Source organism: Microbacterium sp. BH-3-3-3 (assembly GCF_001792815.1).
In the GTDB taxonomy this organism is placed as follows: Bacteria; Actinomycetota; Actinomycetes; order Actinomycetales; family Microbacteriaceae; genus Microbacterium.
Window position 1 is genome coordinate 2,786,535 of sequence record NZ_CP017674.1, and the last position, 26,020, is coordinate 2,812,554.

Genomic DNA, 26,020 nt, shown 5'->3' on the forward strand with positions numbered 1-26,020 from the left:
TCATGAACACTCGTCGCATCCGTCTCGCCGCGGCCTTCGCCACCGCCGCTCTCGCCTCGATCGCCCTGGCCGGCTGCTCCGGTACCGCGGGCGCCGCCTCCGAACCCGCCGCCGACCCCAGCTCGTTGGTGCTCGCCCTCGTCCCCTCGCAGGACCAGGCCAACCTCGTCGACACCGCGAAGCCCCTCACCGACATGCTCACCGAGAAGCTCGGCATCCCGGTCAGCGGCGTCGTGTCGAAGGACTACCAGGCCGCCGTCGAGGCGATGGGAGCGGGGCAGGCCCAGATCGGCTTCCTGCCCTCGCTGCAGCTGTGGCAGGCGAACGACCGATACGGTGCCTCGGTCGTGCTGCAGACCGAGCGCAACGGCAACATCACCTACCCGGGCCAGTTCATGACGAACGACCCCGACAAGTACTGCGACACCCCCGTGATCGAGCGCGACGGCATGTCGTTCTGCAACGGCGCCGACGCACTGCAGGGACCCGCCGGTCTCGACAGCATCACCAAGATCGCCGGAGCCAAGGTCGCCGTCCTCGGCCCGGGCTCGCCCGCCGGCTACATCTACCCGATGCTCGCGCTGAAAGAGGCCGGTGTCGACATCGACAGCGGCTTCCAGCAGGTGCCCGTCACGGCCAACGACGCCTCGGTGCTCGCGGTCTACAACGGCGACGCCGAGGTCGGGTTCAGCTTCTGGGACGCCCGCACCCTGGTGAAGAAGGACAAGCCCGACGTGGGCCAGAAGGTCGTCGTCTTCGGCCTCACCGCCGAGATCCCCAACGACGGCGTAGCCGTCTCGAAGGACCTCTCGCCCGAGCTGCAGCAGAAGATCTCGTCGGCGCTCGCCGAGTACTCCACCACCGACGAGGGCTCGGCGGCTCTGAAGGCCGTCTACTCGATCACCAAGCTCGCTCCGGCAGACCCCGCCTCGCTCGACGTCGTCGCCCGCGCCGCTCAGCAGCTCGGACTCCAGTGACGACCGGTTCGCTCACCCCGGGCGTCGAGGCGCAGGCCTCGGCGCCCTGGGGCATCCGTCTCGACGGCGTCTCGGTGCGCTACCCCAACGGCACCATGGGGCTGCGCGACGTGAGCGTCGACATCGCGCCCGGTGAGCTCATCGCCGTCGTGGGTCTCTCGGGCTCGGGCAAGTCCACGCTCATCCGCACGATCAACGGTCTGGTGCCCGCGACCTCCGGCGTCGTCGAGGTCGGCGGTCGCCGCGTCGACGGGGCCTCCGGTCGGCGCCTGCGCGAACTCCGTGGGCACATCGGCATGGTGTTCCAGAGCTTCAACCTCGCCGGGCGCACGAGCGTGCTCAACAACGTGCTGGTCGGGCGCCTCGCGCACACCCCGCTGTGGCGCACGCTCCTCGGCGCGTATCGCGAAGACGACCGACGCCTCGCCTTCGAGGCCCTCGACCGGGTCGGCCTGCTGCCCAAGGTGTGGGACCGCGCCTCGGCGCTGTCGGGCGGCCAGCAGCAGCGCGTCGCGATCGCCCGCGCGCTCACCCAGCAGCCCCGCATCGTGCTCGCCGACGAACCGGTCGCGAGCCTCGACCCGCCCACGGCCCGCGGCGTCATGGACGACCTGCGTCGCATCAACGTCGACCTCGGCATCACGGTGCTGGTCAACCTGCACCTGCTCGACCTCGCCCGCGAGTACGGCACGCGCATGATCGGCATGCGCGCCGGGGAGATCGTCTACGACGGGCCGGCGGCATCCGCCACCGACGCCGATTTCGCCCAGATCTACGGTCGCTCGGTGACCGCCGCCGACAGGCTCGAGCGATGACGGCGTGGAGCGTCCCCACCCGCCCGAAGGGCCGATGGATGCCGTGGACCGCCGCGGGCGTCGTCGTCGCGGTGACCGTCTTCATGTGCCTGCCGGTGGTCGGGGTGGGCCTCGACGTCGGGGCCATCGCCCGCAACTGGCAGCAGGGTGCTCTGCGGGTGGGCGAACTGCTCACGCCCGACTGGTCGTTCTTCCCGCGGACGGTCGGCCCCATCCTCGAGACGCTGCAGATGGCCGTCATCGGCACGGCGGTCGGGGCCGCGGTGTCGCTGCCCCTGAGCTTCTGGGCCGCTCGACCCACCAACCCCACGGGGTGGACGCGGTCGCTGGTGCGCGGCATCCTGAACGTCATCCGCGCCGTGCCGGAGCTCGTGTACGCCGCCGTGCTCGTCGCGATGGTCGGAGTCGGGGCTCTTCCCGGCATCCTGGCGCTGGTGCTGTTCAACGTCGGCATCATCGTCAAGCTCGTGTCGGAGTCGATCGATGCGAGCGACATCGGCCCGCTCGAGGCGGGACGGGCCGCGGGGGCGACGCAGACGCAGATCAACCGCGCGATCGCCCTGGCCGACACCTGGCCCGCGTTCGTGTCGCAGACGCTCTACGTCTTCGAGCTCAACGTCCGCGCCTCCACCGTGCTGGGCCTGGTCGGCGCGGGCGGCATCGGCCTGCTCATCGACGCCGTGCGCACCTTCTACCGCTACGACCAGCTGTCGCTCGTCATCGTCGAGATCCTCGTGATCGTCGTCGTGCTCGACGCCGTCAGCGACGCGATCCGCCGGAGACTCGTATGACCGCCCTCGCCCCCGCCCGCCCCGCGGCCCTCGACCTACCGCCCCGCCGTCGGCGGCCCCTGCGCACCCTGTCGTGGCTGGTGGTCGGCGTCATCGTCGTCGCCGCGTTCTGGTCCGCCGACATCACCTGGTCGCGGCTCGGTGAACTGCCCGCCGAGATCGCGCGCTACCTCGGCCTCATGTTCGTCTCGCCGAACTGGGCCAAGCTCCCCGAGGCCCTCTGGCAGACCTGGCGCAGCGTCGAGATGGCGTGGATCGGCACCGTCCTCGGCATCCTGATCGCGACGCCGCTGTCGCTGATCTCGGCGCGCGGTTTCGGTCCGGCGCCGGTGCGCGCCGTGCTGCGCTTCGTCTTCTCGCTCGTGCGGGCCGTCCCCGAGCTCGTCTTCGCGATCATCATCCTCTCGGTCACGGGTCTCACCCCTCTCACCGGCGCTCTCGCCCTCGCGATCGGCGGGGTCGGAACCCTGGGCAAGTGGGGCTACGAAGCCGTCGAGAACGTCGCCCCGGGGCCGATCGAGGCCGCCCGCGCGGCGGGGGGATCCACCGCGCAGGTGCTGCGGTGGGGTGTGTGGCCCCAGGCTGCTCCCACCTTCCTGTCCTTCTGGCTCTACCGCTTCGAGATCAACGTGCGCGCTTCGGCCGTGCTCGGGCTCATCGGAGTGGGCGGCATCGGCGACATGCTCACCTCGTACACCCAGTACCGTGAGTGGTCGACGGTCGGCATGCTCCTGATCGTCGTGGTCATCGTCACCGTCGCGATCGACGCGGTCTCGGCCCGCATTCGCCGCCGCATCATGGAGGGTCCTCGTGTCCGCAGCTGAGGTGCCCACGACCGCGCGGATCGCCGCGGTGCGCAACTCCCTGCAGCCCAGCGAACGCCGCGTCGCCGACCTCATCGTCGACGATCCGGATGCCGTGATCGAGCTGACCGCGCAGCAGCTCGCCGACCGCGTGGGGGTGGGACGGTCCACGGTCGTGCGCGCCTGCCAGACGTTCGGGTACCGCGGGTATCCGCAGCTGCGCGTGGCCCTGGCCGCCGAGCGCGGGCGTCGACCGGCGCCGACGACCGACGCGGGCGACGGCGCACTGGGCGGCATCCGCTCGGCCATCGATCGCATCGCCGACGATCTGCGCGCGGCCACGAGCCTGCTGGATGCCGACGGGGTCGACGCCGCTGTCGAGGCGGTCGTGGGTGCGCGACGGCTGCTGGTGGTGGCGAGCGGCCTGTCGGCTCCGGTCGCGACCGATCTCGCGATGCGCCTGACCGCGGTGGGTCGCCCCGCCGAGACCCTCGGCGACCCGATCGGTCAGCAGATCGCCGCGCGGCACCTCTCGGCCGACGACGTGTGCGTCGTGATCAGCGGGTCGGGGGCAAACGAGGCGAGCCTCCGCGCGGCTCAGGCGGCGCGAGCCGCGGGCGCTCGAGTGATCGCGGTGACCTCGTTCATGGCGTCTCCCCTCACGGAGCGCGCCGATCTGTCGCTGGTGCTCGCCTCGGGCGGAACCTTTCGCGACGAGCTCGAACACACCTCGCGCATCGCGCACGCGGTCTTCGCCGAGGCCTTCGTCGACGCCGTGGCGCGCGCGCGGGCGGGCGAGGCCGATCTCTCGCGCGAGCGCGTGCTCGAGATCCTCTCCGACAACCTCGGCGACGCCGGCTGACCGCCGGTGCGGGGCATTCGTCCGGCCGACGTGACCCCGCGATCCGGGCGCCGGTGTACCGGCCGTCGGCGCCGCTACTCGGCCAGACGCAACGCCGTCCAGGTCTCCGCCCGCGCCGCGAACGACGACAGGTCGCGCCCGAGCACCCGTTCGGCCTGCGCGATGCGCGCGCGCACGGTGTGGCGATGGATGCCGAGAGCCTGGGCGGTCGCCTCGTGCGAGCAGTCGTGGGTGAGCCAGGCGTCGACGGTCTCGAGCAGTGCGGAGCCCTGCGCCTCGTCGTGCGCTCGCAGGGGCGTCAGCACCCCCGCGGCGACGCTCCGGGCGGCTTCGGAGCCGAGCGCGGCGAGAAGTCCCGCCCGCGCCGTGTCGGCGAAGTCGGCGACCCCGGGGGTCGAGAGCCGCTCGCGCGCGGTCCGCGCCTGCGCGAGAGCGCTCGAGAACGCCTCGTACCCGGTCGGGGTGGAGCATCCGACGACGATCTCGAAGCGGTCCGCGATCTCGTCGAGCAGTCCTCGGGCCGCGGCGGGCACGACCACGACGAACCCGTCGTCGCCCCGGCCGAAGAACAGCTCCCCCCGCCGTTCCGAGGCACGCATCTCGAGCCACTCGGCCAGCGCACCGGAGCGCGCGGCCGTGGCGGGGGTGAGCGCCACCACCACGGGGGCCGTGGGAAGGGGGCCGAACAGATCCCGCGACGCGCGGCGGGCGAGAGCGGGGTCGTCGGTGCACAGCGACTGCACGAGTCCCGCGCGGAAGGTACCGATCGCGCGGCTCAGCCCATCCTGCTGCTCGAGGACGAGGGCGGCCATCGCCACCACGGCCGTCACCACGCTGCGGGCCTCGTGGTCGAGGTCGTCGGCGGCGATCGCGAGAGCGCCGCGCAGATGCCCGCCCCGGCCGAGGGTCTGCAGGCTCACCGCGGTCCCGTCGATCCGCAGCGTCGACGCGGCGCGCGTGCCGCGGTGCAGCATCGTCGTCACCTCCGCCGTCACCGCGTCGAGCGCCGCAGGGGCGAGGGCGTCGACGGGGTACTCGGTGCGCACGGCCCCGGCCGCGTCGAAGAGGCCGACCCAGCAGTCGAGCTGTCGCGAGAGCTCGGCGAGGGTGGCGGCCAGACCGTCGGGGCGCAGCGCCGCCAGCGAGACGGCCCGCTGGGCGGCGAGCGACCAGCTGCGGCGGGCGTAGGCGTCGGCGGCGATCGCCTCGGCTCCGGCGCGGGCCACGGCGATGAACGGCGTGCGGTAGGGCACCTCGAACAGGGGCATCCCCGCGGCCAGGCACGCGGCGGTCAGCCCCGCGGGGATGCCGTCGCGCACGACCTCGGTGCCGAATCCCAGCGCCCGCACCCCGCGGGCGAGCAGTCGCCCGACGTAGGCCTCGTAGTCGGCGGGGGTCGCGTCGGCGAACTGGGTGCCGGTGGTCAGCAGCACCAGCCCCTCGCTGAGGAACGGAGTGGGATCGGCGAGGTCGCTGGAGTGCACCCATCGCACGGGGCGGTCCACGCTGCCGGTGGGAAGGGCGGCCTCGTCGACGATCAGGCCCAGGCCCAGGTCGGCTCGAGCCAGGAGGGCGCGCAGGCTCGGTGGGGCGACGGCGGTGTCGACCATGAGTCCTCCTGTACAAGACGTATACGACAGTGCCTGCGACTGTACAGGGGGGAGAGTGCGGGCCGAGACGCCGCGTCCGTAGCATCGCCGCCATGAGCCTCGACACCCTCCCCACCGTCGGCGGTCCGTCCCTCGTCCAGGAGCGCCGCCTCGTCACCGCCATCCCCGGCCCCCGCTCGCAGGAGCTCCTCGACCGCAAGGCCGCGGCCGTGGCATCCGGTGTCGGCCACACCGTCCCCATCCACGCGGTCGCCGCGGGCGGCGGAGTCGTCGTCGACGCCGACGGCAACTCGCTGATCGACCTCGGTGCGGGCATCGCGGTCACCAGCGTCGGCAACGCCCACCCCGCCGTCGTCAAGGCCGTCCAGGATCAGGTCGCCGCCTTCACCCACACGTGCTTCATGGTGTCGCCGTACGACTCGTACGTCGCCGTCGCCGAGGCGCTCAACCGGCTCACCCCCGGCGACCACGAGAAGAAGAGCGCGCTGTTCAACTCCGGCGCCGAGGCCGTCGAGAACGCGGTCAAGATCGCGCGCAAGCACACCGGCCGCCAGGCCGTCGTCGCCTTCGATCACGCGTACCACGGCCGCACCAACCTCACGATGGCGCTCACGGCCAAGAACATGCCGTACAAGAGCGGCTTCGGCCCCTTCGCCGCCGAGGTCTACCGCGCGCCCCTGTCGTACCCCTTCCGCGACGGATTGACGGGCCCCGAGGCCGCGGCCAAGGCCATCTCGCTCATCGAGAAGCAGGTCGGCGCCGAGAATCTCGCCGCCGTCATCATCGAGCCCATCCAGGGCGAGGGCGGCTTCATCGTCCCCGCCGACGGATTCCTCAACGCGATCGTCGACTGGTGCCGCGACAACGGCGTCGTCTTCATCGCCGACGAGGTGCAGTCGGGCTTCGCCCGCACCGGCGCGATGTTCGCGAGCGAGCTGTTCGGCATCGTCCCCGACCTCGTCACCACCGCCAAGGGCATCGCCGGCGGGCTGCCGCTGGCGGCCGTCACCGGTCGCGCCGAGATCATGGATGCCACCCACACGGGCGGTCTCGGAGGCACCTACGGCGGCAACCCGATCGCCTGCGCCGCGGCCCTGGCCTCCATCGACGCCTTCGAGAACGAGGGGTTCCTCGAGCGCGCGCAGCAGATCGGCGAGCTGCTCACGCGCCGTCTGCACGAGCTGCAGGCGAACGACCCGCGTGTCGGCGACGTACGCGGCCACGGCGCGATGATCGCAGCCGAGTTCGTCGACCCCACCACCGGAGCCCCCGACGCCGCCCTCACCTCGGCCGTGGCGAAGGCCGCGATCGCCGAGGGAGTGATCGTGCTCACGTGCGGTACTTACGGCAACGTCATCCGGTTCCTGCCGCCGCTGTCGATCGGCGACGAGCTGCTGAACGAAGGCCTCGACGTCGTCGCGGCCGCCCTGTTGCGCAACTGACACTCGTCCCGGCGGTGGCGGAGGAGCATGCGCACACCCGCCGCCGTCGGGACCACCCACGACATTCCCGAGCGAACGACAAGTAAGGAAGCTTCCATGGACGAGATCACCCGAGACGTCGTCGTCATCGGAGCCGGCGCCGCCGGTCTCACCGCCGCCAACGACCTGCGCAAGGCCGGCCTCTCGGTCGCCGTCCTCGAGGCGCGCGACCGCGTGGGCGGGCGACTGTGGACCGACGTGGTCGAGGGCGCGATGCTCGAGCTCGGCGGTCAGTGGGTCTCGCCCGACCAGCAGGCGCTCATCGACACCGTCGAGGAGCTGGGACTCACGACCTACAGCCGCTACCGCGAGGGCGACAGCGTGTACGTCGGAGCCGACGGCGAAGCGAAGCGCTTCACCGGCGAGATGTTCCCGGTGGCCCCCGAGACCGAGAAGATCATCGACGAGATCACCGCGCGCCTGGACGCCATGGTCGCCGAGATCGACCCCGACCGTCCCTGGGAGCACCCGAACGCCGCCGAGTGGGACACGGTCTCGTGGGACGCATGGCTGCGTCAGCAGACCGACGACGACGAGGCCGTCCGCAACCTCGCCTTCGCCACCGGCTCGGCGATGCTCACCAAGCCGACCCACACCTTCTCGCTGCTGCAGTCGCTGCTCATGGCGGCATCGGCGGGCTCGTACTCGAACCTCGTCGACGCCGACTTCATCCTCGACAAGCGCGTCGCCGGTGGCCTGCAGGCGGTGCCCGAACTGCTCGCCGAGCGTCTCGGCGACGACGTCTTCCTCAACCAGCCGGTGCGCCGCATCATCTGGGGTGCCGATTCGGCCAGGCCCGACCGCGCTGCGGACTCGGCGACGGGGCAGCGGGTCGACGAGCTGCGCGCTCTGACCGCTCGCGTCGAGGCCGCGAAGGCCTCCGCCGCGGGAGTCACCGTGATCGCCGACGGCCTCACCGTGCGCGCTCGCTTCGCCATCCTGGCGCTCGCGCCCGTGCTCTACCCCCGCATCTCCTTCGAGCCGCCCCTGCCCCGGCTCCAGCACCAGATGCACCAGCACATCTCGATGGGCTTCGTCATCAAGGTGCACGCCGTCTACGAGACGCCGTTCTGGCGCGCGCAGGGTCAGTCGGGCACCGCCTTCAGCCCCTACGAGCTGGTGCACGAGGCCTACGACAACACCAACCACGGTGACGAGCGCGGCACGCTGGTGGGCTTCGTGTCCGACCAGAACGCCGACGACCTGTTCCGTCTGAGCGCCGAGGAGCGCAAGGAGCGCATCCTCGAGTCGCTCTCGCACTACTACGGGCCCGAGGCGAAGAACACGGTCGTCTACTACGAGAGCGACTGGGGCACCGAGGAGTGGACGCGCGGCGCCTACGCCGCGAGCTTCGACCTCGGCGGTCTCCACCGCTACGGCGCCGACCTGCGGGAGCCCGTCGGCGCGATCCACGTCGCGTGCAGCGACATGGCCGGCGCGGGCTACCAGCACGTCGACGGCGCGATCCGCCAGGGTCACCGCGCGGCGCAGGAGATCCTCGAGCGGACGCGCGGATGAGTTCCGCGATCGTCGTCGGCTACACCGCCACCGAGGCGGGTGCCGACGCCCTCGCCCTCGCGGCGCGGCTCGGGAACGCCCTCGACGCGCCCGTCCACGCGGTGATCGTGCTGCCCGCGGCCGAGAACAACGTCTCGATCCCCGCCGACGCCGGTTACGACCGGCTCGTCGCCGACACGGCACGCGGCTGGCTGCGCGACGGTCTCGCGCGGGTCGGGGGATCCGGCATCCGGGGGCACGTGCGTCCCGCGCACGGGGTGGCAGCCGGACTCGTCGCCGCCGCCGAGGAGTTCGACGCGGGCCTCATCGTCGTCGGCACCGGAGGTGGGGGACCGCGCGGTCGGCACCGCCTCGGCACCACCGCCGAAGAGCTCGTGCACGCCGCTCCCGTCCCGGTGGCCCTGGCCCCCGAGGGCGCGCGCGACATCGCCGTCGACGCGGGTCTTCCGCGCATCACCGCGGCGATCGGCACGCGGCCGGGTGCCGACGTGCTGCTCGAGTCCTCGGCATCCCTGTCGGCCCGCGCGCATGCACCGCTCCGGCTGCTCTCGCTCGCGGGCGTCGACCTCCCCGCCCGCGTCGACGCCGGGCTGACCCGTCTGACCGGACAGGCCCACGCCGAGGAGGTGCTCGAGACCGTTCGCGCCGCGCTCCCGCCCGAGATCGAGGCTCACGCGGTGGTGGGCGCCGGCTCCGACATCGAAGACGCCGTCGGGCGCATCGAGTGGATGCCGGGCGAGATCGCCCTGGTCGGTTCCAGCCGGCTCGCCCAGCCCCGGCGCCTGTTCCTCGGCTCCACCGCAGGACGCATCCTGCGGGCCCTTCCCGTTCCCATGATCGTGGTGCCCCGCACCTCGGAGGCCTCATGACCACCTCTCGCAACGGCGCGAGCCCTGCACCCGACAGCCCCGTCACCACCGGCATCTCCAACAAGGGCCTGCGCGTCGGCTCGATCGGGATGATCGGCGCCGTCGTCATCGGCATCTCCACCATCGCCCCGGCGTACACGCTCACCGGGGCACTCGGTCCGACGGTCTCGGCGGTCGGGTTCCAGGTTCCCGCGATCATCCTCGTCGGCTTCATCCCGATGCTGCTGGTGGCCCTCGGCTACCGCGAACTGAACTCCCGGATGCCGGATGCCGGCACCTCGTTCACCTGGGCGGCGCGGGCCTTCGGCCCCTGGGTGGGCTGGATGGCCGGGTGGGGTCTGGTGGCCGCCACCGTCATCGTGCTCTCCAACCTCGCCGGCATCGCGGTGGACTTCCTCTTCCTGCTGATCGCGCAGCTCAGCGGCAACGCCGAGATCGCGGAGCTCACCCGCGTCGTCCCGATCAACATCGCGGTGTGCCTGGTGTTCATGTTCCTGGCCACGGTGGTGTCGTACCGCGACCTGCAGACCACCCAGCGCCTGCAGTACGGCCTCGTCGGCTTCCAGATCCTCGTGCTGCTCGTCTTCGCGGGCGCGGCGGTCGTGGAGACGATGAACGGCAACGCCGTCGACCCCAGCCCCGTGCAGCTGTCGTGGTTCAACCCCTTCGAGGTGCCCTCGTTCAGCGCCTTCGCCGCCGGTCTGTCGCTGTCGATCTTCATCTTCTGGGGATGGGACGTCATCCTCACCATGAACGAAGAGACGAAGGACCCCGACCGCACCCCGGGCCGCGCCGCCACCGTCACGGTCTTCCTCATCGTGGCGCTGTACCTGGTCATCGCCGTCGCCCTGCTGATGTTCGCGGGAAACGGCACGGGGGAGCTGGGCCTGGGCAACCCCGACATCCAGGAGAACGTCTTCTTCCACCTGTCGGGACCCATCCTCGGGCCCCTCGCGTTCCTCGTGTCCCTCGCGGTCCTCACCAGCTCGGCATCCTCGCTCCAGGCCACCTTCGTGGGGCCCGCGCGGACCCTGCTGGCCATGGCGCACTACGACGCTTTGCCGAAGAAGTTCGCGAAGGTGAGCCCGCGGTTCTTCACCCCGGGCTACGCCACGATCGTCTCGGCGGTCGTCGCCTCGGCGTTCTACGCGATCATGCGCGTGCTCAGCGAGAACGTGCTGACCGACACCATCACGGCCCTCGGCGCGATGATCTGCTTCTATTACGGGCTCACCGCCTTCGCGTGCGTCTGGTACTTCCGCAAGCAGTGGTTCGACTCGGTGCGCAACGTCCTGCTGACGCTGCTGGCCCCGCTCGTGGGCGGGGGAATCCTCGCGGTGCTGTTCGTCACGACCCTCATCGACAGCGCGAGCCCCGACTACGGCTCGGGCTCGCAGATCGCCGGCGTCGGACTGGTCTTCGTCATCACCGTCGTGATCATCGTGGTCGGCGTGGTTCTGATGATCGCCCAGCGCATCGCCAGCCCCGCCTTCTTCCGCGGTGAGACCCTGGGACGCGAGGCGCCCGCCAGCGCCCGCCGTCGCCGCACGTCCTGACAACGAAACGAAAAGGAGCACCATGAGCGACTACGCCGTCGTCAATCCCGCCACCGGTGAGACCCTCGCCGAGTACGACACGCTGTCCGACGAAGGAGTGCAGAGCGCGATCGCCTCCGCCCACGACGGTTACCGCGCGTGGTCGCGCACGGCCCCGGCCGAGCGCGCCGAGGCCCTTCGCCGCGCGGCGCAGCTGCACCGCGACCGCCGCGACGACCTCGCCGCGATCATCGTGCGCGAGATGGGCAAGCCCCTCGAGGCGGCGCTCGGCGAGGTCGACTTCGCGGCCGACATCACCGAGTACTACGCCGACAACATCGACAAGATCACCGGCGACACCCCCATCGACATCCTCGGCGAGGGCTCCGCGGTCATCCGGCGCTCGGGTCTCGGCGTGCTGCTCGGCATCATGCCGTGGAACTTCCCGTACTACCAGGTCGCCCGTTTCGCCGCCCCGAACCTCGCGGTCGGGAACACCATCCTGCTCAAGCACGCTCCCCAGTGCCCCGAGTCGGCCGAAGCCCTGCAGTCGATCTACACCGACGCGGGCTTCCCCGAGGGCGCCTACGTCAACATCCGCGCGACCAACGACCAGGCGGCGACGATCATCGCCGACCGTCGCGTGCAGGGAGTTTCGGTGACGGGCTCCGAGCGCGCGGGCTCGGCCGTGGCCGAGCTGGCCGGCCGCCACCTCAAGAAGGTCGCGCTGGAGCTCGGTGGCTCCGACCCGTTCATCCTGCTCTCCACCGACGACCTCGACGCCGCCGTGCAGGCCGCCGTCGACGCGCGCCTCGACAACAACGGGCAGTCGTGCAACGGAGCGAAGCGGTTCCTCGTCGTCGACGACCTGTACGACGCGTTCGTCGAGAAGTTCTCGGCCGCGCTCGGCGAGGCCAAGGTCGGCGACCCGTTCGCCGACGACACCGTGCTCGGTCCGCTGTCGTCGCTGGCCGCGGCGGAACGCCTCGACGAGCAGGTGCAGCGAGCGATCGCCCAGGGCGCGACCGTCGAGGTCGGCGGCACCCGCGACGGTGCCTTCTACCCGGGCACCGTCCTCACCGGTGTGACGCCCGAGATGGACGCCTACGGCGAGGAGTTCTTCGGACCCGTCGGCACCGTCTACCGGGTCTCGGGCGAAGACGAGGCCGTGGCGATCGCCAACGACACCGGATACGGCCTGGGCTCGTACGTGTTCACCACGGATGCCGAGCAGGCCCAGCGCATCGCCGATCAGATCGAGGCCGGAATGGTCTACGTGAACGTCGTGCTCGCCGACTCGCCGGAGCTGCCGTTCGGCGGCGTGAAGCGCAGCGGCACCTCCCGCGAGATGGGCCTTCTCGCGGCCGACGAGTTCGTGAACAAGAAGCTCATCCGCACGGCCTGACCGATGTCGCGTCCCCCGGCCCGGTTCGCCTCGTCGGGGGACATGACATAGACTGGGGAGTGCAGTCGAAATCTGCATTCTTTCGCCGTGCCCCCGGGCACTCGGCATCCTCCCCGAGAGATTCCAGGCGTTCGCATGTCGGTTTCGAATCCTGGATCCCTCGGGATCTTAGGGCGGTAGCTCAATTGGCAGAGCAGCGGTCTCCAAAACCGCAGGTTGCAGGTTCGATTCCTGTCCGCCCTGCGCACAGCGCACGCTGGCACAGACAGAGACCTAGGTGGTTCGATGACGCAGGACGAGACGAAGGGCGAAGTCGTCGCTGATCGCGGCGCGCCCCGCGAGAAGAAGCTCAACTTCTTCGCGCGGATCGCTCTCTTCATCCGTCAGGTCTTCGCGGAACTCCGCAAGGTCGTCACCCCGACGCGGCAGGAACTGCTCAAGTTCACCGCCGTCGTCCTCGGGTTCGTCGTCGTCATGATGGCGATCGTCTACGGCCTCGACGTGCTGTTCGTGTGGATCACCACCGCCGTCTTCGGCGTCCCCGGTACCGCCGGCGCCTGACCGGCGTCTGGGCGGACGCGCGGCGCCAAGAGCGGCCGCCTCTGAACGGAAGAGATCACAGTGTCTGAAAGATATGTCGACGACGCCGATTGGGCCACCGCGGCCGAGCAGTCGAGCGAGGATGACGAAGCCCAGGAGGGCAACGTGCTGGCCTCGCAGGAGCACGCCTCCGACTCGGCCGAGCACGCTGCCATCCACATCGTCGACGACGAGACCGACACCGATGACGCCGACCTCGGCGACATCGACATCACCGACCCGGAGGCGGACGCGATCGTGAACGACGCTCTCGAGATCGACGAGACCAGCGAGGCCGAGGCCGCCGCCGAGGTGCTCAACGACGCTCTCGCCGAGGAGCAGGCCGAAGAGGCCGCCGAGGCTGCCGACGAGGTCACCCCTTACGACGGTCCCGACGTCAACGGCGAGCCCGACGCCCCCGTGCTCGACGAGGACTTCGTCGACGAGGTCGCCACCGCCGCCGGTGTGGTCGACGAGGTCGAGGCCTCCGAGTCGCCCGCCGACGCCGCCGAGGCCCCCATCGATCTCGATGATGCCGATGCCGAAGACGACGACGTCGACCCGTACGACGCTTTCCGCGCCGAGCTCCGCTCGCTCCCCGGCAAGTGGTTCGTCATCCACTCCTACGCCGGGTTCGAGCGCAAGGTGAAGGCCAACATCGAGCAGCGCAAGTCGACGCTCGAGGTCGAGGACGACATCTACCAGGTCGAGGTCCCCATGGAGGACGTCGTCGAGATCAAGAACGGCCAGCGCAAGATGGTCACGCGCGTGCGCATCCCCGGCTACGTGCTGGTGCGCATGGACCTCAACGAAGACACCTGGTCGGTCGTGCGCCACACGCCCGGTGTCACCGGCTTCGTGGGCAACGCCCACAACCCGACCCCCCTGCGTTTCGAAGAGGCCTTCAACATGCTGAAGAGCCTCGTCGAGGTCAAGGAAGCCGCTCCCTCGAAGTCGGGTGCCGCCAAGGGTTCGCCCACCACGGCGCGCGTCATCCCCGCCGAGGTCGACTTCGAGACCGGCGAGACCATCACGATCAAGGAAGGCTCGTTCGCGGGCCTGCCCGGCACGATCAGCGAGATCAAGCCCGAGAGCGGCAAGCTCACCGTGCTCGTGTCGCTCTTCGAGCGCGAGACCCCGGTCGAACTGTCGTTCGACCAGGTCACCAAGATGCTCTGACGCCTCCGGCGTCGCACGAACGCCCCGCTCGGCTCCGGCCGGCGGGGCGTTCGTCGTTCCGCGCACCGTCGCACCTCTCGCATAAACGCTGATCCTGCGCCTAAACGCGCTGCCTGACCGTTTATGCGCACGATCGGCGTTTATGCCCGGCGGAGGATCACCGCGAGCGCGGGTTTCGCCCCACCGACGCCAGGGCAGCGGGGTCGGCGCGGCGCGACGGCGCGAGCCCGGCAGCGGCGAGAGCCGCGCGTAGTCCGTCTGCGCCGAGCGCCCCCGCGTAATCCCACCGGGCGACACGCCAACCGGCACGCCGAAAGCTGTCTTCGCGGCGCTTCTCGGCGCGAACGGCCTCGGCGGCCGCGACGGGATCGCCGCCGCCGTACTTGAGCCACCCATCTGATTCGCCGATGACCTTCTGCTCCGGCCAACTGAAGTCCGAGCGATACGTCCGCCCCTCGAGACGATGCGTCATCTGGAGCGTCGGCGCGGGGAATCCGCACCACTCGATGACCGCTCGGCTCAGGGATTCTCCCGCGGACTCCGAGAGCGGGGTGGCCCGAGTCAGCACCCATTCCACGCGCTTCATCCGGAACGTGTTCCGTTGCGCCGCGGCGTGATCGATCACCTCGTCGCGCGAGAGCGAGGAGTCGCGGAGGGCCGCATCCGCGACGGCGAGGCCGAACGCCGGCGGCAGAACGCGCGCGAGATCGACGACCAGGTCTTCGACGGTCGTGAGATGGATGCCGCCGACCCGCTGCACCGATCGCGCGTCGGCGCTCGTGTGCGCGGTGACATCGCCGTACGCCACCGAACGCGAACGCCGCGTATCGAAGATGTGGATGTTGCGAGGGTGGCCGAACGTCGGCAGCCCGAGCACCGATGCGGCCGACTCGTGCGAGAACACGGCATCGGGGCGAACCAACGCGAAGGCGTGCACGCGGGCGAGGTACCGGTCCCAGGGGGCGAGCGCGTTCCATGCGTCCCGGGCGGCGTAGACGCCGGGCCGTACTTTGTGCAGGCTCGCATCGCGCGACGGGTACGGCGCGGTGCCCACCAGGCTCGACGCACGGAAGAGGTGCACCGGTGATCCACGCAGCGATCGGGGGATGGCATCCATTCGGCGAGGGTGGCAGGTCGGCCGGTAGGCGATGTGCGGCCTGTGGACAACTGCCGCCCCTCCCGACGCATAAACGCCGATCCTGCGCATAAACGCGCTGCCTGACCGTTTATGCGCAGGATGAGCGTTTATGCAGGGGGTGCGGACCGGGCGGGGGCCCGAGACGGCGCATCGCACGGATGGGGCCACCGAGACCGCGGCGGGGCGGCGACCCGAGAGACGCGACCGCGCGGGCGACTGCGCGGGCGAGGAGAAGACGCGGGATGCCGGCGCCATGGCGTATGATGTGAAGGTTGCTCGTGCGTCAGCGCGACGATGACCGCTGTCCGGAACCGCCGGATGCGCGGGAGAGAGGGAGCCGCGAGGCCCCCGCTCGAGAGAGGAAAAGGATATGGCACCCAAGAAAAAGGTGACCGGCCTGATCAAGCTCCAGATCAAGGCGGGCGCGGCCAACCCCGCGCCGCCCATCGGTCCGGCGCTCGGTCAGCACGGCGTCAACATCATGGAGTTCTGCAAGGCCTACAACGCGGCGACCGAAGCCCAGCGCGGCAACGTCATCCCCGTTGAGATCACGGTCTACGAAGACCGCAGCTTCACGTTCGTCCTGAAGACCCCGCCCGCGGCGGAGCTCATCAAGAAGGCGGCCGGCCTGGCCAAGGGCTCGTCGACGCCTCACACGGTCAAGGTGGGCAAGCTCACCAAGGACCAGGTTCGCGAGATCGCCACCACGAAGCAGCCCGACCTGAACGCGAACGACATCGAGGCCGCCTCGAAGATCATCGCCGGCACCGCCCGTTCCATGGGCATCACGGTCGAGGACTGAGGGAGATAACAATGGCTACCAAGTCCAAGGCATTCCGCGCCGCTGCTGAGAAGATCGCGGCCGACACGTTCTACACCCCGACCGAGGCCGTCGCCCTCGCGAAGGAGACCGGCTCGAAGAAGTTCGACTCGACCGTCGAGGTCGCGCTGAAGCTCTCGGTCGACCCCCGTAAGGCAGACCAGATGGTCCGCGGCACGGTCATCCTGCCCCACGGCACGGGTAAGACCGCGCGCGTCATCGTCTTCGCCAACGGCCCCGCGGCCGAAGCGGCTCTCGCCGCCGGCGCCGACGAGGTCGGTGGCACCGAGCTCATCGAGAAGGTCGCCGCCGGCTACACGTCGTTCGACGCGGCCGTCGCCACGCCCGAGCTCATGGGCCAGGTCGGACGCCTCGGTAAGGTCCTCGGACCCCGCGGCCTCATGCCGAACCCCAAGACCGGCACCGTGACCCCCAACCCGGCCAAGGCCGTCGAGGAGATCAAGGGCGGAAAGATCGAGTTCCGCGTCGACAAGCACGCCAACGTGCACTTCGTCGTCGGCAAGGCGTCGTTCTCGGCCGAGCAGCTCGACGAGAACATCGCCGCCGCGCTCGAGGAGATCGTCCGCCTCAAGCCGTCGAGCTCGAAGGGCCGCTACATCCAGAAGGGTGCGGTGTCGACCACGTTCGGCCCCGGCATCCCGCTGGACGTCAACGTCCTCGCCTGACATCCGTCACCGAAAGCCCCGCTGCGCCTCGTGCCGGCGGGGCTTTCGCGTGCACGGACGTGCAACACGGCGTCATCCGGGAAGAGTCCGGCGGGTGAACGTGTTGTCGTGAGAGGCGCTCCGTGTGCCCTCCCCCCCATCACTTGTCCCCACATCACCCATGTCAGGAACAGCTATGCCCCGTCGTCGTTTGACCGTCCTCGCCGCCACCCTGGGGCTCAGCGCCCTCGCGCTGACCGCCTGCAGCGGCGGTGCGTCGTCCGAGGCGACGCCTGGAGCGGGAGCCGATCTCGGCCTCATCTCGGACGGCACCCTCACCGTCGCCACCGAGGGCACCTACCGCCCGTTCTCGTTCCACGAGGGCGCGGGCGATCTGACCGGTTTCGACGTCGAGATCGCGAAGGCCGTCGCCGACAAGCTGGGTCTGCAGGTCAAGTTCCAAGAGACCCAGTGGGACGCGATCTTCGCGGGCCTGGATGCCGGTCGTTTCGACGTCATCGCCAACCAGGTGTCGATCAACCCCGAGCGCCAGGAGAAGTACACCTTCAGCGCGCCGTACACGGTGTCGCGTGGCGTGATCGTCACGAACGAGGACGACAGCGCGATCTCGAGCTTCGCCGACCTCTCGGGCAAGACCACCGCCCAGTCGCTCACGAGCAACTGGTACGAGCTCGCCACCGACAGCGGCGCGCAGGTCGAGGCCGTCGAGGGTTGGGCGCAGGCCGTCGCGCTGCTGAAGCAGGGTCGCGTCGAGGCCACGATCAACGACCAGCTGACCTACCTCGACTACGAGAAGACCAACAGCCCGACGGGTCTGAAGATCGCCGCCGAGACCGACGACACCTCCGAGAGCGCCTTCGCGTTCAAGAAGGGTCAGGACAAGCTCGCCGAGGCCGTCGACGGCGCCCTCGAGGAGCTGCGCGCCGACGGCACGCTCGCCGAGATCAGCCAGAAGTACTTCGGCGCCGACGTCACCCAGTAACACCCGGCTGTAAACCCCCGCGGATCGTCCGCCTTCCCCCTCTAGCGTGGGAGGCGGACGGTCCGCGTCGGCGTGTGCGAACGCGCGCGCGAGGAGTCGGGCCCCGAGCCCACCGGAGAAAGGAGGCCCATGAACGACATCTGGACGCTGATGCTCGACTCGTTCTGGCCCATGCTGCTGGCGGGCCTCACGGGCACCATCCCCCTGTCACTGGCCTCGTTCGCGATCGGGCTCGCTCTGGCACTCGCGATGGCCTTGCTGCGTCTGTCGCGCAACGTCGTGTTCTCGGGCTTCGCGCGGTTCTACATCTCGGTCATCCGCGGCACGCCGCTGCTGGTGCAGCTGTTCGTGATCTTCTACGGCCTTCCCGCGATCGGTGTCGTCATCGACCCGTTCCCCGCGGCCGTCATCGCCTTCTCGCTGAACGTCGGCGGCTACGCGGCCGAGGTGATCCGCGCCGCGATCCTGTCGGTCCCGCGCGGGCAGTGGGAGGCGGCGCACACCGTCGGCCTCTCGCACCGCAAGACGCTGACCCGCATCATCCTCCCGCAGGCCGCGCGGGTGTCGGTCCCTCCGCTGTCGAACACGTTCATCTCGCTCGTGAAGGACAGCTCGCTGGCGTCGCTCATCCTCGTGTCGGAGCTGTTCCGCCAGGCCCAGAACATCGCCGCGTTCTCGTACGAGTTCATGGCGGTGTACCTCGAGGCCGCGCTCATCTACTGGCTGTTCTGCCTGGTGCTGTCGTTCGGGCAGAACGCTCTCGAGAAGAGATTGGACCGCCATGTCGCCCACTGACGCCCCGTTGTTGCAGGTCACGGGCCTCGAGAAGAGCTTCGGCGACAACCGCGTGCTCGACGGCGTCGACCTGTCGGTGCGGCGCGGTGACGTGCTGGTGCTGATCGGTCCCTCGGGGTCGGGCAAGACGACGGTGCTGCGCTGCCTGAACGGTCTCGAGACCCCGGATGCCGGAGTGGTGGCGTTCGACGGCGGTCCGGTCGTCGATTTCTCGGCGCCCAAGGTGTCCAAGGCCGATCGCACGGCTCTGCGCGACCGATCGGCGATGGTGTTCCAGCACCATAACCTCTTTCCGCACCTCACGGTGCTGCAGAACGTCACCGAGGGGCCCATCCAGGCGCACGGCGTGCCGAAGGCCGACGCGATCGCCCGCGCCGAGACTCTCTTGGCCCGTGTCGGCCTCGCCGAGAAGCGCGACGCCTACCCGTCGGAGCTCTCGGGCGGCCAGCAGCAGCGCGTCGGCATCGTCCGAGCCCTGGCGCTGCAACCGCAGCTGCTGCTCTTCGACGAGCCGACGAGTGCTCTCGACCCCGAACTCGTCGGCGAGGTGCTGACGGTGCTGCGGGAACTCGCGAACGAGGGCTGGACGATGGTCATCGTCACGCACGAGCTCGGTTTCGCGCGCGAGGTCGCCGACGAGGTCCTGTTCTTCGACGAGGGCGTGATCGTCGAGCGGGGCGCCCCCGCGGATCTGCTCCGCGCGCCGAAGAAGGAGCGCACGCGTCGCTTCCTGAACCGCCTGCTGCACCCCCTCGACGGCCCCGATCCGACCGGGACGTCGGAACTCCCGGAGTAGCGTGGATCCATGCGCCGCCTCGAGAACCTGCTCGGCATCGATTCGCCCGTCGTTCTCGGCCCCTTCGGCGGGCTGTCGTCGATCGCGTTGACGGCGGCGGTCAGCGACGGGGGAGGCCTCGGCTCGTTCGGCCTCTACGGATACACGCCCGAGCGCATCCGCGACACGATCGCCGCCCTTCGGGCGGCCACGCCGCGTCCCGTGGCGGTGAACCTGTGGCTGCCGCGCGGCGACGAGGTGACTCCGACCGACGTCGACATCGCACCGTTCCTGCGGGCCGCCGAGCAGCTCTTCGCCGCCGCGGGCATCGCCCCGCCCGTCGTTCCCGCCGCGTACCTCACGCCCATCACCGACCAGCTCGAGGCCGTCTTCGATGCGCGCCCCGATGTGCTGAGCGTCGTGTACGGGATCCCGGATGCCGAGACCCTCGCCCGCGCGCGAGCTCTCGGCATCCGCGTGATCGGCACCGCCACCTCGGTCGCCGAGGCGGTGGCGCTCGAGGGCGCGGGGGTCGACGCCATCGTCGCGACGGGGGCCGAGGCCGCAGGGCACCGTGTGTCGTTCCTCGCCGACCCGGCGCACTCGCTCGTGGGCACGTTCGCGCTGGTGCCGCAGGTCGTCGACGCGGTGAGTGTCCCCGTCATCGCGGCCGGCGGCGTGGCCGATCGCCGCGGAGTCGCCGCGGCGTTCGCGCTGGGGGCCGACGGCGTGCAGGTCGGCACGGCGTTCCTGCGCACGAGGCAGTCCGCCGCGACCGCGGGGCATCGCGCGGCGATCGCCGCCGCGGCCGACACCGACACGGTGCTGACGCGGGCGATGAGCGGGCGACTGGCGCGCGGCATCCCGAACCGGGCGATGCGCGAGCTCGAGGCCGGCGGCATGATCGCCCCGTTCCCCGCGCAGAACTGGCTCACCGGTGCGTTCCGCGCGGCGGCTGCGGCGTCGGGAGACGCCGACCTGGTGTCGCTGTGGGCGGGACAGGCCGCGGGCCTCGCGCGTCTCGACGACGCCGTCGACGTGCTGGCGGAGCTGCGGGCGGGCGTGCCGGTCTAAGCCGTCGCGCGGATCTCGAACCCGCGCGGAGCCGCGCCGCCGCCCTCGTGCACGTCGACCCCGTCGACCCGGGCCGACGGGGGACCCGCCTGGGCCCACGCCAGGACGGCGTCGACCGTCGCGTCGTCACCCTCGACGAGGGCTTCGACCGAGCCGTCGCGGCGGTTGCGGGCCCAGCCGCGGGCCCCGAGCCGCTCGGCCTCGGCCTGGAGCGCATAGCGGAAGCCGACACCCTGCACGCGGCCGTGCACCCTGATCGTCACCGTTCGCATCGGGCCATTCTCGTGCACGCGGTGCCCGTCGGTCCACGCGCGCCGGCTCAGTGCGGCAGCACGAGCGAGATCGCGATGGCGAACATCACGACCGCGATGATCGCGTCGAGGATGCGCCAGGCGCGGGGCGTGTCGAGCCACCGGCCGAGGTACCGCGCACCGAAGCCGAGGAGTGAGAACCACGCAAGGCTGGCGAGGCACGCGCCGAGCGCGAACGCCCACCGCCCGTCGCCGTGCGTGGTCGCGACCGAGCCGAGAAGGAACACCGTGTCGAGGTAGACGTGCGGATTGAGCCAGGTGAGGGCGAGGCAGGTGAGCACGGTCGCGGCGAGCGTCGTGCGTGCGGGACGCGCCTTCACGGCCGTGCGCCCGGTGTCAGCGGGCGAGGCGGATGCCGCCGGGGCGGCGTCGACGCGCAGGGTCTCGCCGCTCGGACGCAGCGCCCGCCGGGCTGCCAGCAGGCCGTATCCGACGAGGAACGCCGCGCCCGCCCACCGCACCACGACGATGAGCCAGGGGACCGCCTGCAGCACGAGGCCGACGCCGGAGACGCCGAGCAGGATCAGCACGGCATCCGATACCGCGCACACCGCGACCACCGCGACCAGATGTTCGCGTCGGACGCCCTGGCGCAGCACGAAGAGGTTCTGCGCCCCGATGGCGACGATGAGCGAGAAGCCGAGACCGAGGCCGGCGAGAAGGGGGGTGAGCACGTCTCGACGCTAAGGCGACTTTCTCGAGAAGACCAGCTCAAGATTCTGATGGACCATTAGCATCGCTTCATGTCGATCCCACTCGATCTCGCTCGCACCCTCGCTGTCGTCGTCGAGGAGGGGACCCTCGATGCGGCGGCACGGCGTCTGCACGTGACCCCCTCCGCGGTGAGTCAGCGCGTGCGGGCCCTCGAAGACCAGCTCGGACGCGTCGTCCTGGTGCGATCCAAGCCGGTGCGCACGACCGAGGCGGGCGACGCCGTCGTGCGCCTCGCACGCCAACTCGCGCTGCTCGAGCACGACGCTCTGGCGGCGATCGGCGCGGAGGGCGGGGTCGTGGCATCCCTTCCCCTGGCGGTGAACGCCGACTCGATGGGCACCTGGTTCCTGCCGCCGCTGGCCCGGGTGGCCGAGCGACGCGCGGTGGTGTTCGACCTGCACCGCGACGACCAGGACTTCACGGTGGGCCTGCTCGAATCGGGCACGGTCATGGCGGCGGTCACGTCGCGCGAGACCCCGCTCGCCGGGTGTCGGGTGCGACCACTGGGGGTGCTGCGGTACGAGGCGGTGGCGACGGCGGGGTTCTCGCGCCGCTGGTTCCCCGAGGGCGTGGATGCCGAGGCGCTCGCCGCGGCGCCCGTCGTCGACTTCGACCGTCGCGACGACCTGCAGACGCAGTGGCTGGCGCGCCGGGGCGTGGCGGCGGCAGCGCCCCCGCGGCATCGGGTTCCGGCATCGCAGGACTTCGCCACCGCGGTCGAGCTGGGGCTCGGGTGGGGGTTGCTGCCCAGCTTCCAGTCGGCGGCGGGGCTGGCCGACGGATCGCTCGTCCACCTCGGCGACGACCCCCTCGACGTGCCGCTGTACTGGCAGCAGTGGAACCTCACCTCGGACCTGCTCGACGACGTGGCCGACGAGGTCGTGGCCGAGGGGCGGCGCGTGCTGGCGGCGGGGTGAGCTCAGTCGTCGCTGACGTGCAGCACGATCTTGCCGCGGGTGTGCCCGCGTTCGAGTTCCGTGTGTGCGGCGGCGACGTCGTCGAGGTCGAAGACCCGGTCGATGAACACGCGGACGGCGCCCGAGTCGAGCAGGCGACCGATGGTGGCGAGGGCGGCGCCGTCGGGGATGGTCTTGTAGTCGGTCGATCGGATGCCGCGGGCCGAGGCCGCCTCGCGGAAGTCCGGCCAGGCTCCGGTGGGCACCTCGATCAGCAGTCCACCGGGGCGCAGCACCTCGAGCGAGCGCGTGCCGGTGTCGTCGGCGACGTTGCCGATGAGGTCGATCACGACATCGACCGGCGAGACGACGTCTTCGAAGCGGGTCGAGGTGTAATCGACCACCTCGGCGGCGCCGAGCTCGCGGAGCCACTCGAGGTTGCGGCCGGAGCCCGTCGCGATGACGTGCGCGCCGAAGTACGCGGCGAACTGCACCGCGAAGTGCCCCACCCCTCCGCTGCCGGCGTGCACGAGGATGCGCTGGCCCTGGTGGGCGAGCGCGGTCTCGACGACCAGCCCCCAGGCGGTCAGGGCGGCGACGGGCACACCCGCGGCCTCGACGTGCGAGAGGGCGGCGGGCTTGCGCGCCAGAGACAGGGTGGGCACGACGACGTACTCGGCGTACGCCCCCGGGGTGCGGGGGGCGGCGGCCATGCCGTAGACCTCGGTGCCGACGGGGAACGGGTGCGCATCGAACGGCGCGCGCACCACCACCCCGCTGACGTCGAGACCCAGCACGGCGGGCCAGGAGTCGATCGCGCCCGACAGACCGCGTCCGGCGCGGGTCTTGGCGTCGATCGGGTTGATGCCGGCGGCCACGACCCGCACCAGCACCTCGCTCAACACGGGAGAGGGGACGGCGACGTCGGCGAGGTGCAGCGCGTCGGCCGGGCCCGGAGCGTCGAACACCGCCGCCCGCATCGTCTCGGGGACCGCCGGTGCGGGTTCGATGGCGGTCTCGGGACGCGTCGATCGGGATCTCATCGGGCGCTCTCTCTCGCGTGCGGTCGCATGCACGGCGACTCCGCCGCGACGCGACCAGTCAAGCGCGCCATTGTCTCCGCGGTGTTACACCCGGGTCACCGTGTCGCGAAGGCTAGAGATCCTGTGCGGGGGACTCGCCGACCGCGAGCGCGTGCAGAAGCGTCGACAGGTGCCGGATGTCGGCCACCGACCAATCGGCCATCGCCTCGAACAGGCGACTCTCGTGCGGAGCGCGGGCGTCGGCGAGCCGAGTGTGCCCGACCTCGGTCACCGCGATGAGGCGCGAGCGGCGATCGTTCGGATCGGGCGTGCGGGTCACCAGGCCCAGCTCCTCCAGCTCGCTGATCGAGCGGCTGAGGAAGCCCTTGTCGGCCGAGAGACGCTCGGCGAGAGCCGAGAGCGTGAGCGGGCCGAACCGGCTGACCACCGAGAGGGCCTTGAAGGTGGCCGGGAGCATCCCGGGACTCACGCGTTCCGCCGCTTCGGAGACGAAGCGGCGGAACACGGTCATGAGCTCCGAGAACGACGACTCCAGGGCCTGGACGGCCTCGCGGCGGTCATCGTTCGATTCGCTCATCACGTCAGTCATCCTCTCCCATCTCGGCGCCACGGCGTGCGCGGCGCGAGGCAGCGGCATCCGGGGTCGTGATGGATCCCGTCGCGGCGAGCGTCGCCATGCCGGCCGGAACCGAGACGGTGGCGAAGTCGGCCTCGCTCGCGGCGACGCGCTCGGTCGTCGTCATGCGGGTGAGGGGGCGGTTGGGGAGGAACAGGATGGCGATGAGGCTGACCACCGCCACCGGAACGGCGATGAGGAACGAGTGCGCGATCGACTGCGCGTAGATGTCCTCGACGATGACGCGGACGGTGTCGGGGAGGGCCGACACCTGCGGGATGGTGCCCGACTGCAGGGACTGGGCCACCGCGGCGCCGTCGGCGCCGAGACCCCTGATCGCGGTCTTCAGCTCGTCGGCTCGGTCGGTGAACAGGCTCGCCGCCATGCTCGCGAGGGCGGCTCCCATGACCGACACACCGATGGTGCCGCCGAGGCTGCGGAAGAACGTCACGCCCGAGCTCGCCGCGCCCATCTGGGTGGGGTTGGCCGTGTTCTGCACGATGAGCACGAGGTTCTGCATCGTCATGCCGACACCGGCGCCGAGCAGGGCCATGTAGACCGAGACCAGCGCGAAGTTCGTGTCGTAGTGGATCGTCGACAGCAGGAACGACCCGGCGATCAGCAGCACACCACCGGCGATGAGGAACGGCTTCCAGTGCCCGTGACGCGAGATGAGCGCGCCCACGACGATCGACGAGATCAGCAGGCCCGCGATCATCGGGATGGTCATGACGCCGGCCTCGGTGGGCGTGGCTCCCCGCGCCATCTGCATGTACTGGCTCAGGAAGACGGAGGTGCCGAACATCGCCAGTCCCGTCGCGATCGACGCGATCGTCGCCAGGGTGAAGGTGGCGTCGCGGAACAGGGTGAGCGGCACGAGGGGCTCGGAGGAACGCAGCTCGACGACGACGAACAGAACGGCGGCGAGCACGGCTCCACCGACCATGACGGCGGTCTCGACGCTGGCCCAGTCAAAGGTCTTTCCGGCGTTGGTCACCCAGATGAGGATGAGCGAGACCGCGGTCGACAGCAGCACGATGCCCAGGTAGTCGATCTTCACCTTGCGCTTCGCTCGAGCCGGCAGGTGCAGGGTGCGCTGCTGGATGAGCAGGGCCACGACGGCGAAGGGCAGGGCGACGAAGAAGTTCCAGCGCCAGCCGAAGGCGTCGGTGATGACGCCGCCGAGCAGCGGCCCGCCGACCGTGGCCACGGCCATGACCGCCCCGAACAGGCCCATGTACCGGCCGCGCTCGCGCGGGCTGATGATGTCGGCCATGATGACCTGGCTGAGGGCGGCGAGACCGCCGGCACCCAGCCCCTGCACGGCGCGGAAGGCGATCAGCATGTTCGTGTCCTGCGCGAAGCCGGCGGCGGCCGTGGCGAGCACGAAGATCGCGATGGCGATCTGGATGAGCAGCTTGCGGTTGAACAGGTCGGCGAGCTTGCCCCAGATGGGGGTCGAGATCGCGGTCGTGAGCAGGGTCGCGGTGATGACCCAGGTGTAGGCGTTCTGGTCGCCCGACAGGTCGTGCACGATGACCGGCAGCGACGTCGAGACGACGGTCGAGGCGAGCATCGACACGAACGTGCCGAGCAGCAGCCCGATGAGGGCGGGGAGCACGCGCCGCTGGGCGGGCGTGTCTGTGGTGGGGGAGGTGGTCATGCGGAACTCCACGGAGGGGACGGATGCCGCGACGACGATGGCGCGTTAGTTGACTAACGTCAACGATACGCCTAATGCTTGAC

The 26,020-nt window shown here is 70.6% G+C and carries 26 protein-coding genes and 1 tRNA gene; 20 read left to right on the plus strand and 7 right to left on the minus strand.

What is annotated here, in order from left to right:
• Nucleotides 1-2 precede the first annotated feature (2 nt).
• From phnD to BJP65_RS12850, 5 genes are read left to right on the plus strand one after another with little or no spacing between them, the layout of a single operon-like run.
• The gene (gene phnD / locus BJP65_RS12830; RefSeq protein WP_070409402.1) at nucleotides 3-977 is read left to right on the plus strand and encodes a phosphate/phosphite/phosphonate ABC transporter substrate-binding protein; all 975 of its coding nucleotides are present in this window, start codon (nucleotides 3-5) and stop codon (nucleotides 975-977) included.
• Nucleotides 974-1,792, plus strand: coding sequence for a phosphonate ABC transporter ATP-binding protein (gene phnC / locus BJP65_RS12835; RefSeq protein WP_055838883.1), 819 nt, complete (start codon nucleotides 974-976; stop codon nucleotides 1,790-1,792). The genes phnD and phnC overlap by 4 nt, the downstream gene beginning before the upstream one ends.
• The gene (phnE, locus tag BJP65_RS12840) at nucleotides 1,789-2,583 is read left to right on the plus strand and encodes a phosphonate ABC transporter, permease protein PhnE (RefSeq protein ID WP_070409403.1); all 795 of its coding nucleotides are present in this window, start codon (nucleotides 1,789-1,791) and stop codon (nucleotides 2,581-2,583) included. Before phnC ends, phnE (BJP65_RS12840) begins: the two co-directional genes overlap by 4 nt.
• Complete coding sequence (gene phnE, locus BJP65_RS12845; RefSeq protein ID WP_070409404.1) at nucleotides 2,580-3,407, plus strand: phosphonate ABC transporter, permease protein PhnE; 828 nt, start codon at nucleotides 2,580-2,582, stop codon at nucleotides 3,405-3,407. Before phnE (BJP65_RS12840) ends, phnE (BJP65_RS12845) begins: the two co-directional genes overlap by 4 nt.
• Complete coding sequence (locus tag BJP65_RS12850) at nucleotides 3,394-4,248, plus strand: MurR/RpiR family transcriptional regulator (RefSeq protein WP_070409405.1); 855 nt, start codon at nucleotides 3,394-3,396, stop codon at nucleotides 4,246-4,248. Before phnE (BJP65_RS12845) ends, BJP65_RS12850 begins: the two co-directional genes overlap by 14 nt.
• A 74-nt stretch (nucleotides 4,249-4,322) precedes the next feature.
• On the opposite strand, the gene BJP65_RS12855 is transcribed toward BJP65_RS12850, so the two are convergent.
• Entirely contained in the window at nucleotides 4,323-5,858 is a 1,536-nt protein-coding gene (locus BJP65_RS12855; protein ID WP_070409406.1) for a PucR family transcriptional regulator, read from the minus strand.
• A gap of 92 nt (nucleotides 5,859-5,950) precedes the next feature.
• Here BJP65_RS12855 and gabT point away from each other — a divergent pair, with 92 nt between their 5' ends.
• From gabT to nusG, 8 genes are all read left to right on the plus strand, one after another.
• Nucleotides 5,951-7,300: a 4-aminobutyrate--2-oxoglutarate transaminase gene (gabT, locus tag BJP65_RS12860; RefSeq protein WP_156784893.1), complete on the plus strand. Its 1,350-nt coding sequence runs from the start codon at nucleotides 5,951-5,953 to the stop codon at nucleotides 7,298-7,300.
• Between the two features lie 96 nt (nucleotides 7,301-7,396).
• On the plus strand, nucleotides 7,397-8,857 hold the full coding sequence (locus BJP65_RS12865) for an NAD(P)/FAD-dependent oxidoreductase (protein ID WP_070409408.1): 1,461 nt from the start codon (nucleotides 7,397-7,399) through the stop codon (nucleotides 8,855-8,857).
• On the plus strand, nucleotides 8,854-9,726 hold the full coding sequence (locus tag BJP65_RS12870) for a universal stress protein (protein ID WP_070409409.1): 873 nt from the start codon (nucleotides 8,854-8,856) through the stop codon (nucleotides 9,724-9,726). The genes BJP65_RS12865 and BJP65_RS12870 overlap by 4 nt, the downstream gene beginning before the upstream one ends.
• Nucleotides 9,723-11,282 (plus strand): APC family permease, encoded by a 1,560-nt coding sequence (locus BJP65_RS12875; protein ID WP_055838862.1) that lies wholly within the window; start codon nucleotides 9,723-9,725, stop codon nucleotides 11,280-11,282. The genes BJP65_RS12870 and BJP65_RS12875 overlap by 4 nt, the downstream gene beginning before the upstream one ends.
• 22 nt (nucleotides 11,283-11,304) lie before the next feature.
• Nucleotides 11,305-12,666 (plus strand): NAD-dependent succinate-semialdehyde dehydrogenase, encoded by a 1,362-nt coding sequence (locus tag BJP65_RS12880; RefSeq protein ID WP_070409410.1) that lies wholly within the window; start codon nucleotides 11,305-11,307, stop codon nucleotides 12,664-12,666.
• Between the two features lie 170 nt (nucleotides 12,667-12,836).
• Nucleotides 12,837-12,909: transfer RNA gene (locus BJP65_RS12885), tRNA-Trp, on the plus strand.
• Nucleotides 12,910-12,951: 42 nt separating this feature from the next.
• Nucleotides 12,952-13,227 carry a preprotein translocase subunit SecE gene (gene secE, locus BJP65_RS12890; protein WP_055838856.1) on the plus strand — a complete coding sequence of 92 codons (276 nt, stop codon included), beginning with the start codon at nucleotides 12,952-12,954 and terminating at the stop codon, nucleotides 13,225-13,227.
• 60 nt (nucleotides 13,228-13,287) lie between these two features.
• Entirely contained in the window at nucleotides 13,288-14,424 is a 1,137-nt protein-coding gene (gene nusG, locus BJP65_RS12895; RefSeq protein ID WP_055838853.1) for a transcription termination/antitermination protein NusG, read from the plus strand.
• Nucleotides 14,425-14,581: 157 nt separating this feature from the next.
• Here nusG and BJP65_RS12900 read toward each other — a convergent pair whose 3' ends face one another.
• Nucleotides 14,582-15,541, minus strand: coding sequence for a hypothetical protein (locus tag BJP65_RS12900; RefSeq protein ID WP_156784894.1), 960 nt, complete (start codon nucleotides 15,539-15,541; stop codon nucleotides 14,582-14,584).
• Nucleotides 15,542-15,932: 391 nt separating this feature from the next.
• Here BJP65_RS12900 and rplK point away from each other — a divergent pair, with 391 nt between their 5' ends.
• The 6 genes from rplK to BJP65_RS12930 all read left to right on the plus strand — a co-directional run bounded on the left by rplK (nucleotide 15,933) and on the right by BJP65_RS12930 (nucleotide 20,694).
• Nucleotides 15,933-16,364, plus strand: a complete 432-nt coding sequence (rplK, locus tag BJP65_RS12905) for a 50S ribosomal protein L11 (RefSeq protein WP_055838847.1) — start codon at nucleotides 15,933-15,935, stop codon at nucleotides 16,362-16,364.
• 11 nt (nucleotides 16,365-16,375) lie between these two features.
• Entirely contained in the window at nucleotides 16,376-17,068 is a 693-nt protein-coding gene (rplA, locus tag BJP65_RS12910; protein ID WP_055838843.1) for a 50S ribosomal protein L1, read from the plus strand.
• Between the two features lie 175 nt (nucleotides 17,069-17,243).
• Nucleotides 17,244-18,050, plus strand: coding sequence for an amino acid ABC transporter substrate-binding protein (locus BJP65_RS12915; protein ID WP_055838840.1), 807 nt, complete (start codon nucleotides 17,244-17,246; stop codon nucleotides 18,048-18,050).
• Between the two features lie 129 nt (nucleotides 18,051-18,179).
• Nucleotides 18,180-18,845, plus strand: a complete 666-nt coding sequence (locus BJP65_RS12920) for an amino acid ABC transporter permease (RefSeq protein WP_055838837.1) — start codon at nucleotides 18,180-18,182, stop codon at nucleotides 18,843-18,845.
• Complete coding sequence (locus BJP65_RS12925) at nucleotides 18,832-19,641, plus strand: amino acid ABC transporter ATP-binding protein (RefSeq protein ID WP_070409411.1); 810 nt, start codon at nucleotides 18,832-18,834, stop codon at nucleotides 19,639-19,641. The genes BJP65_RS12920 and BJP65_RS12925 overlap by 14 nt, the downstream gene beginning before the upstream one ends.
• A gap of 9 nt (nucleotides 19,642-19,650) precedes the next feature.
• Nucleotides 19,651-20,694 (plus strand): nitronate monooxygenase family protein, encoded by a 1,044-nt coding sequence (locus BJP65_RS12930; protein ID WP_070409412.1) that lies wholly within the window; start codon nucleotides 19,651-19,653, stop codon nucleotides 20,692-20,694.
• Here BJP65_RS12930 and BJP65_RS12935 read toward each other — a convergent pair.
• Together BJP65_RS12935 and BJP65_RS12940 are read right to left on the minus strand one after the other, a co-directional pair.
• The gene (locus BJP65_RS12935; RefSeq protein WP_070409413.1) at nucleotides 20,691-20,966 is read right to left on the minus strand and encodes an acylphosphatase; all 276 of its coding nucleotides are present in this window, start codon (nucleotides 20,964-20,966) and stop codon (nucleotides 20,691-20,693) included. The two genes, BJP65_RS12930 and BJP65_RS12935, sit on opposite strands and share 4 nt — an antisense overlap.
• A 47-nt stretch (nucleotides 20,967-21,013) precedes the next feature.
• Nucleotides 21,014-21,679: a LysE/ArgO family amino acid transporter gene (locus BJP65_RS12940; RefSeq protein ID WP_070409414.1), complete on the minus strand. Its 666-nt coding sequence runs from the start codon at nucleotides 21,677-21,679 to the stop codon at nucleotides 21,014-21,016.
• Nucleotides 21,680-21,748: 69 nt separating this feature from the next.
• On the opposite strand from BJP65_RS12940, the gene BJP65_RS12945 reads away from it, so the two are divergent.
• Nucleotides 21,749-22,636 (plus strand): LysR family transcriptional regulator ArgP, encoded by an 888-nt coding sequence (locus BJP65_RS12945; RefSeq protein WP_070409415.1) that lies wholly within the window; start codon nucleotides 21,749-21,751, stop codon nucleotides 22,634-22,636.
• A gap of 2 nt (nucleotides 22,637-22,638) precedes the next feature.
• Here the strand turns inward: BJP65_RS12945 and BJP65_RS12950 are convergent, their stop codons facing one another.
• From BJP65_RS12950 to BJP65_RS12960, 3 genes are all read right to left on the minus strand, one after another.
• Nucleotides 22,639-23,658: an NADP-dependent oxidoreductase gene (locus BJP65_RS12950; protein WP_070409416.1), complete on the minus strand. Its 1,020-nt coding sequence runs from the start codon at nucleotides 23,656-23,658 to the stop codon at nucleotides 22,639-22,641.
• 112 nt (nucleotides 23,659-23,770) lie between these two features.
• The gene (locus BJP65_RS12955) at nucleotides 23,771-24,235 is read right to left on the minus strand and encodes a MarR family winged helix-turn-helix transcriptional regulator (protein WP_070410006.1); all 465 of its coding nucleotides are present in this window, start codon (nucleotides 24,233-24,235) and stop codon (nucleotides 23,771-23,773) included.
• Between the two features lie 4 nt (nucleotides 24,236-24,239).
• Entirely contained in the window at nucleotides 24,240-25,937 is a 1,698-nt protein-coding gene (locus BJP65_RS12960; RefSeq protein WP_070409417.1) for an MDR family MFS transporter, read from the minus strand.
• Nucleotides 25,938-26,020 lie beyond the last annotated feature (83 nt).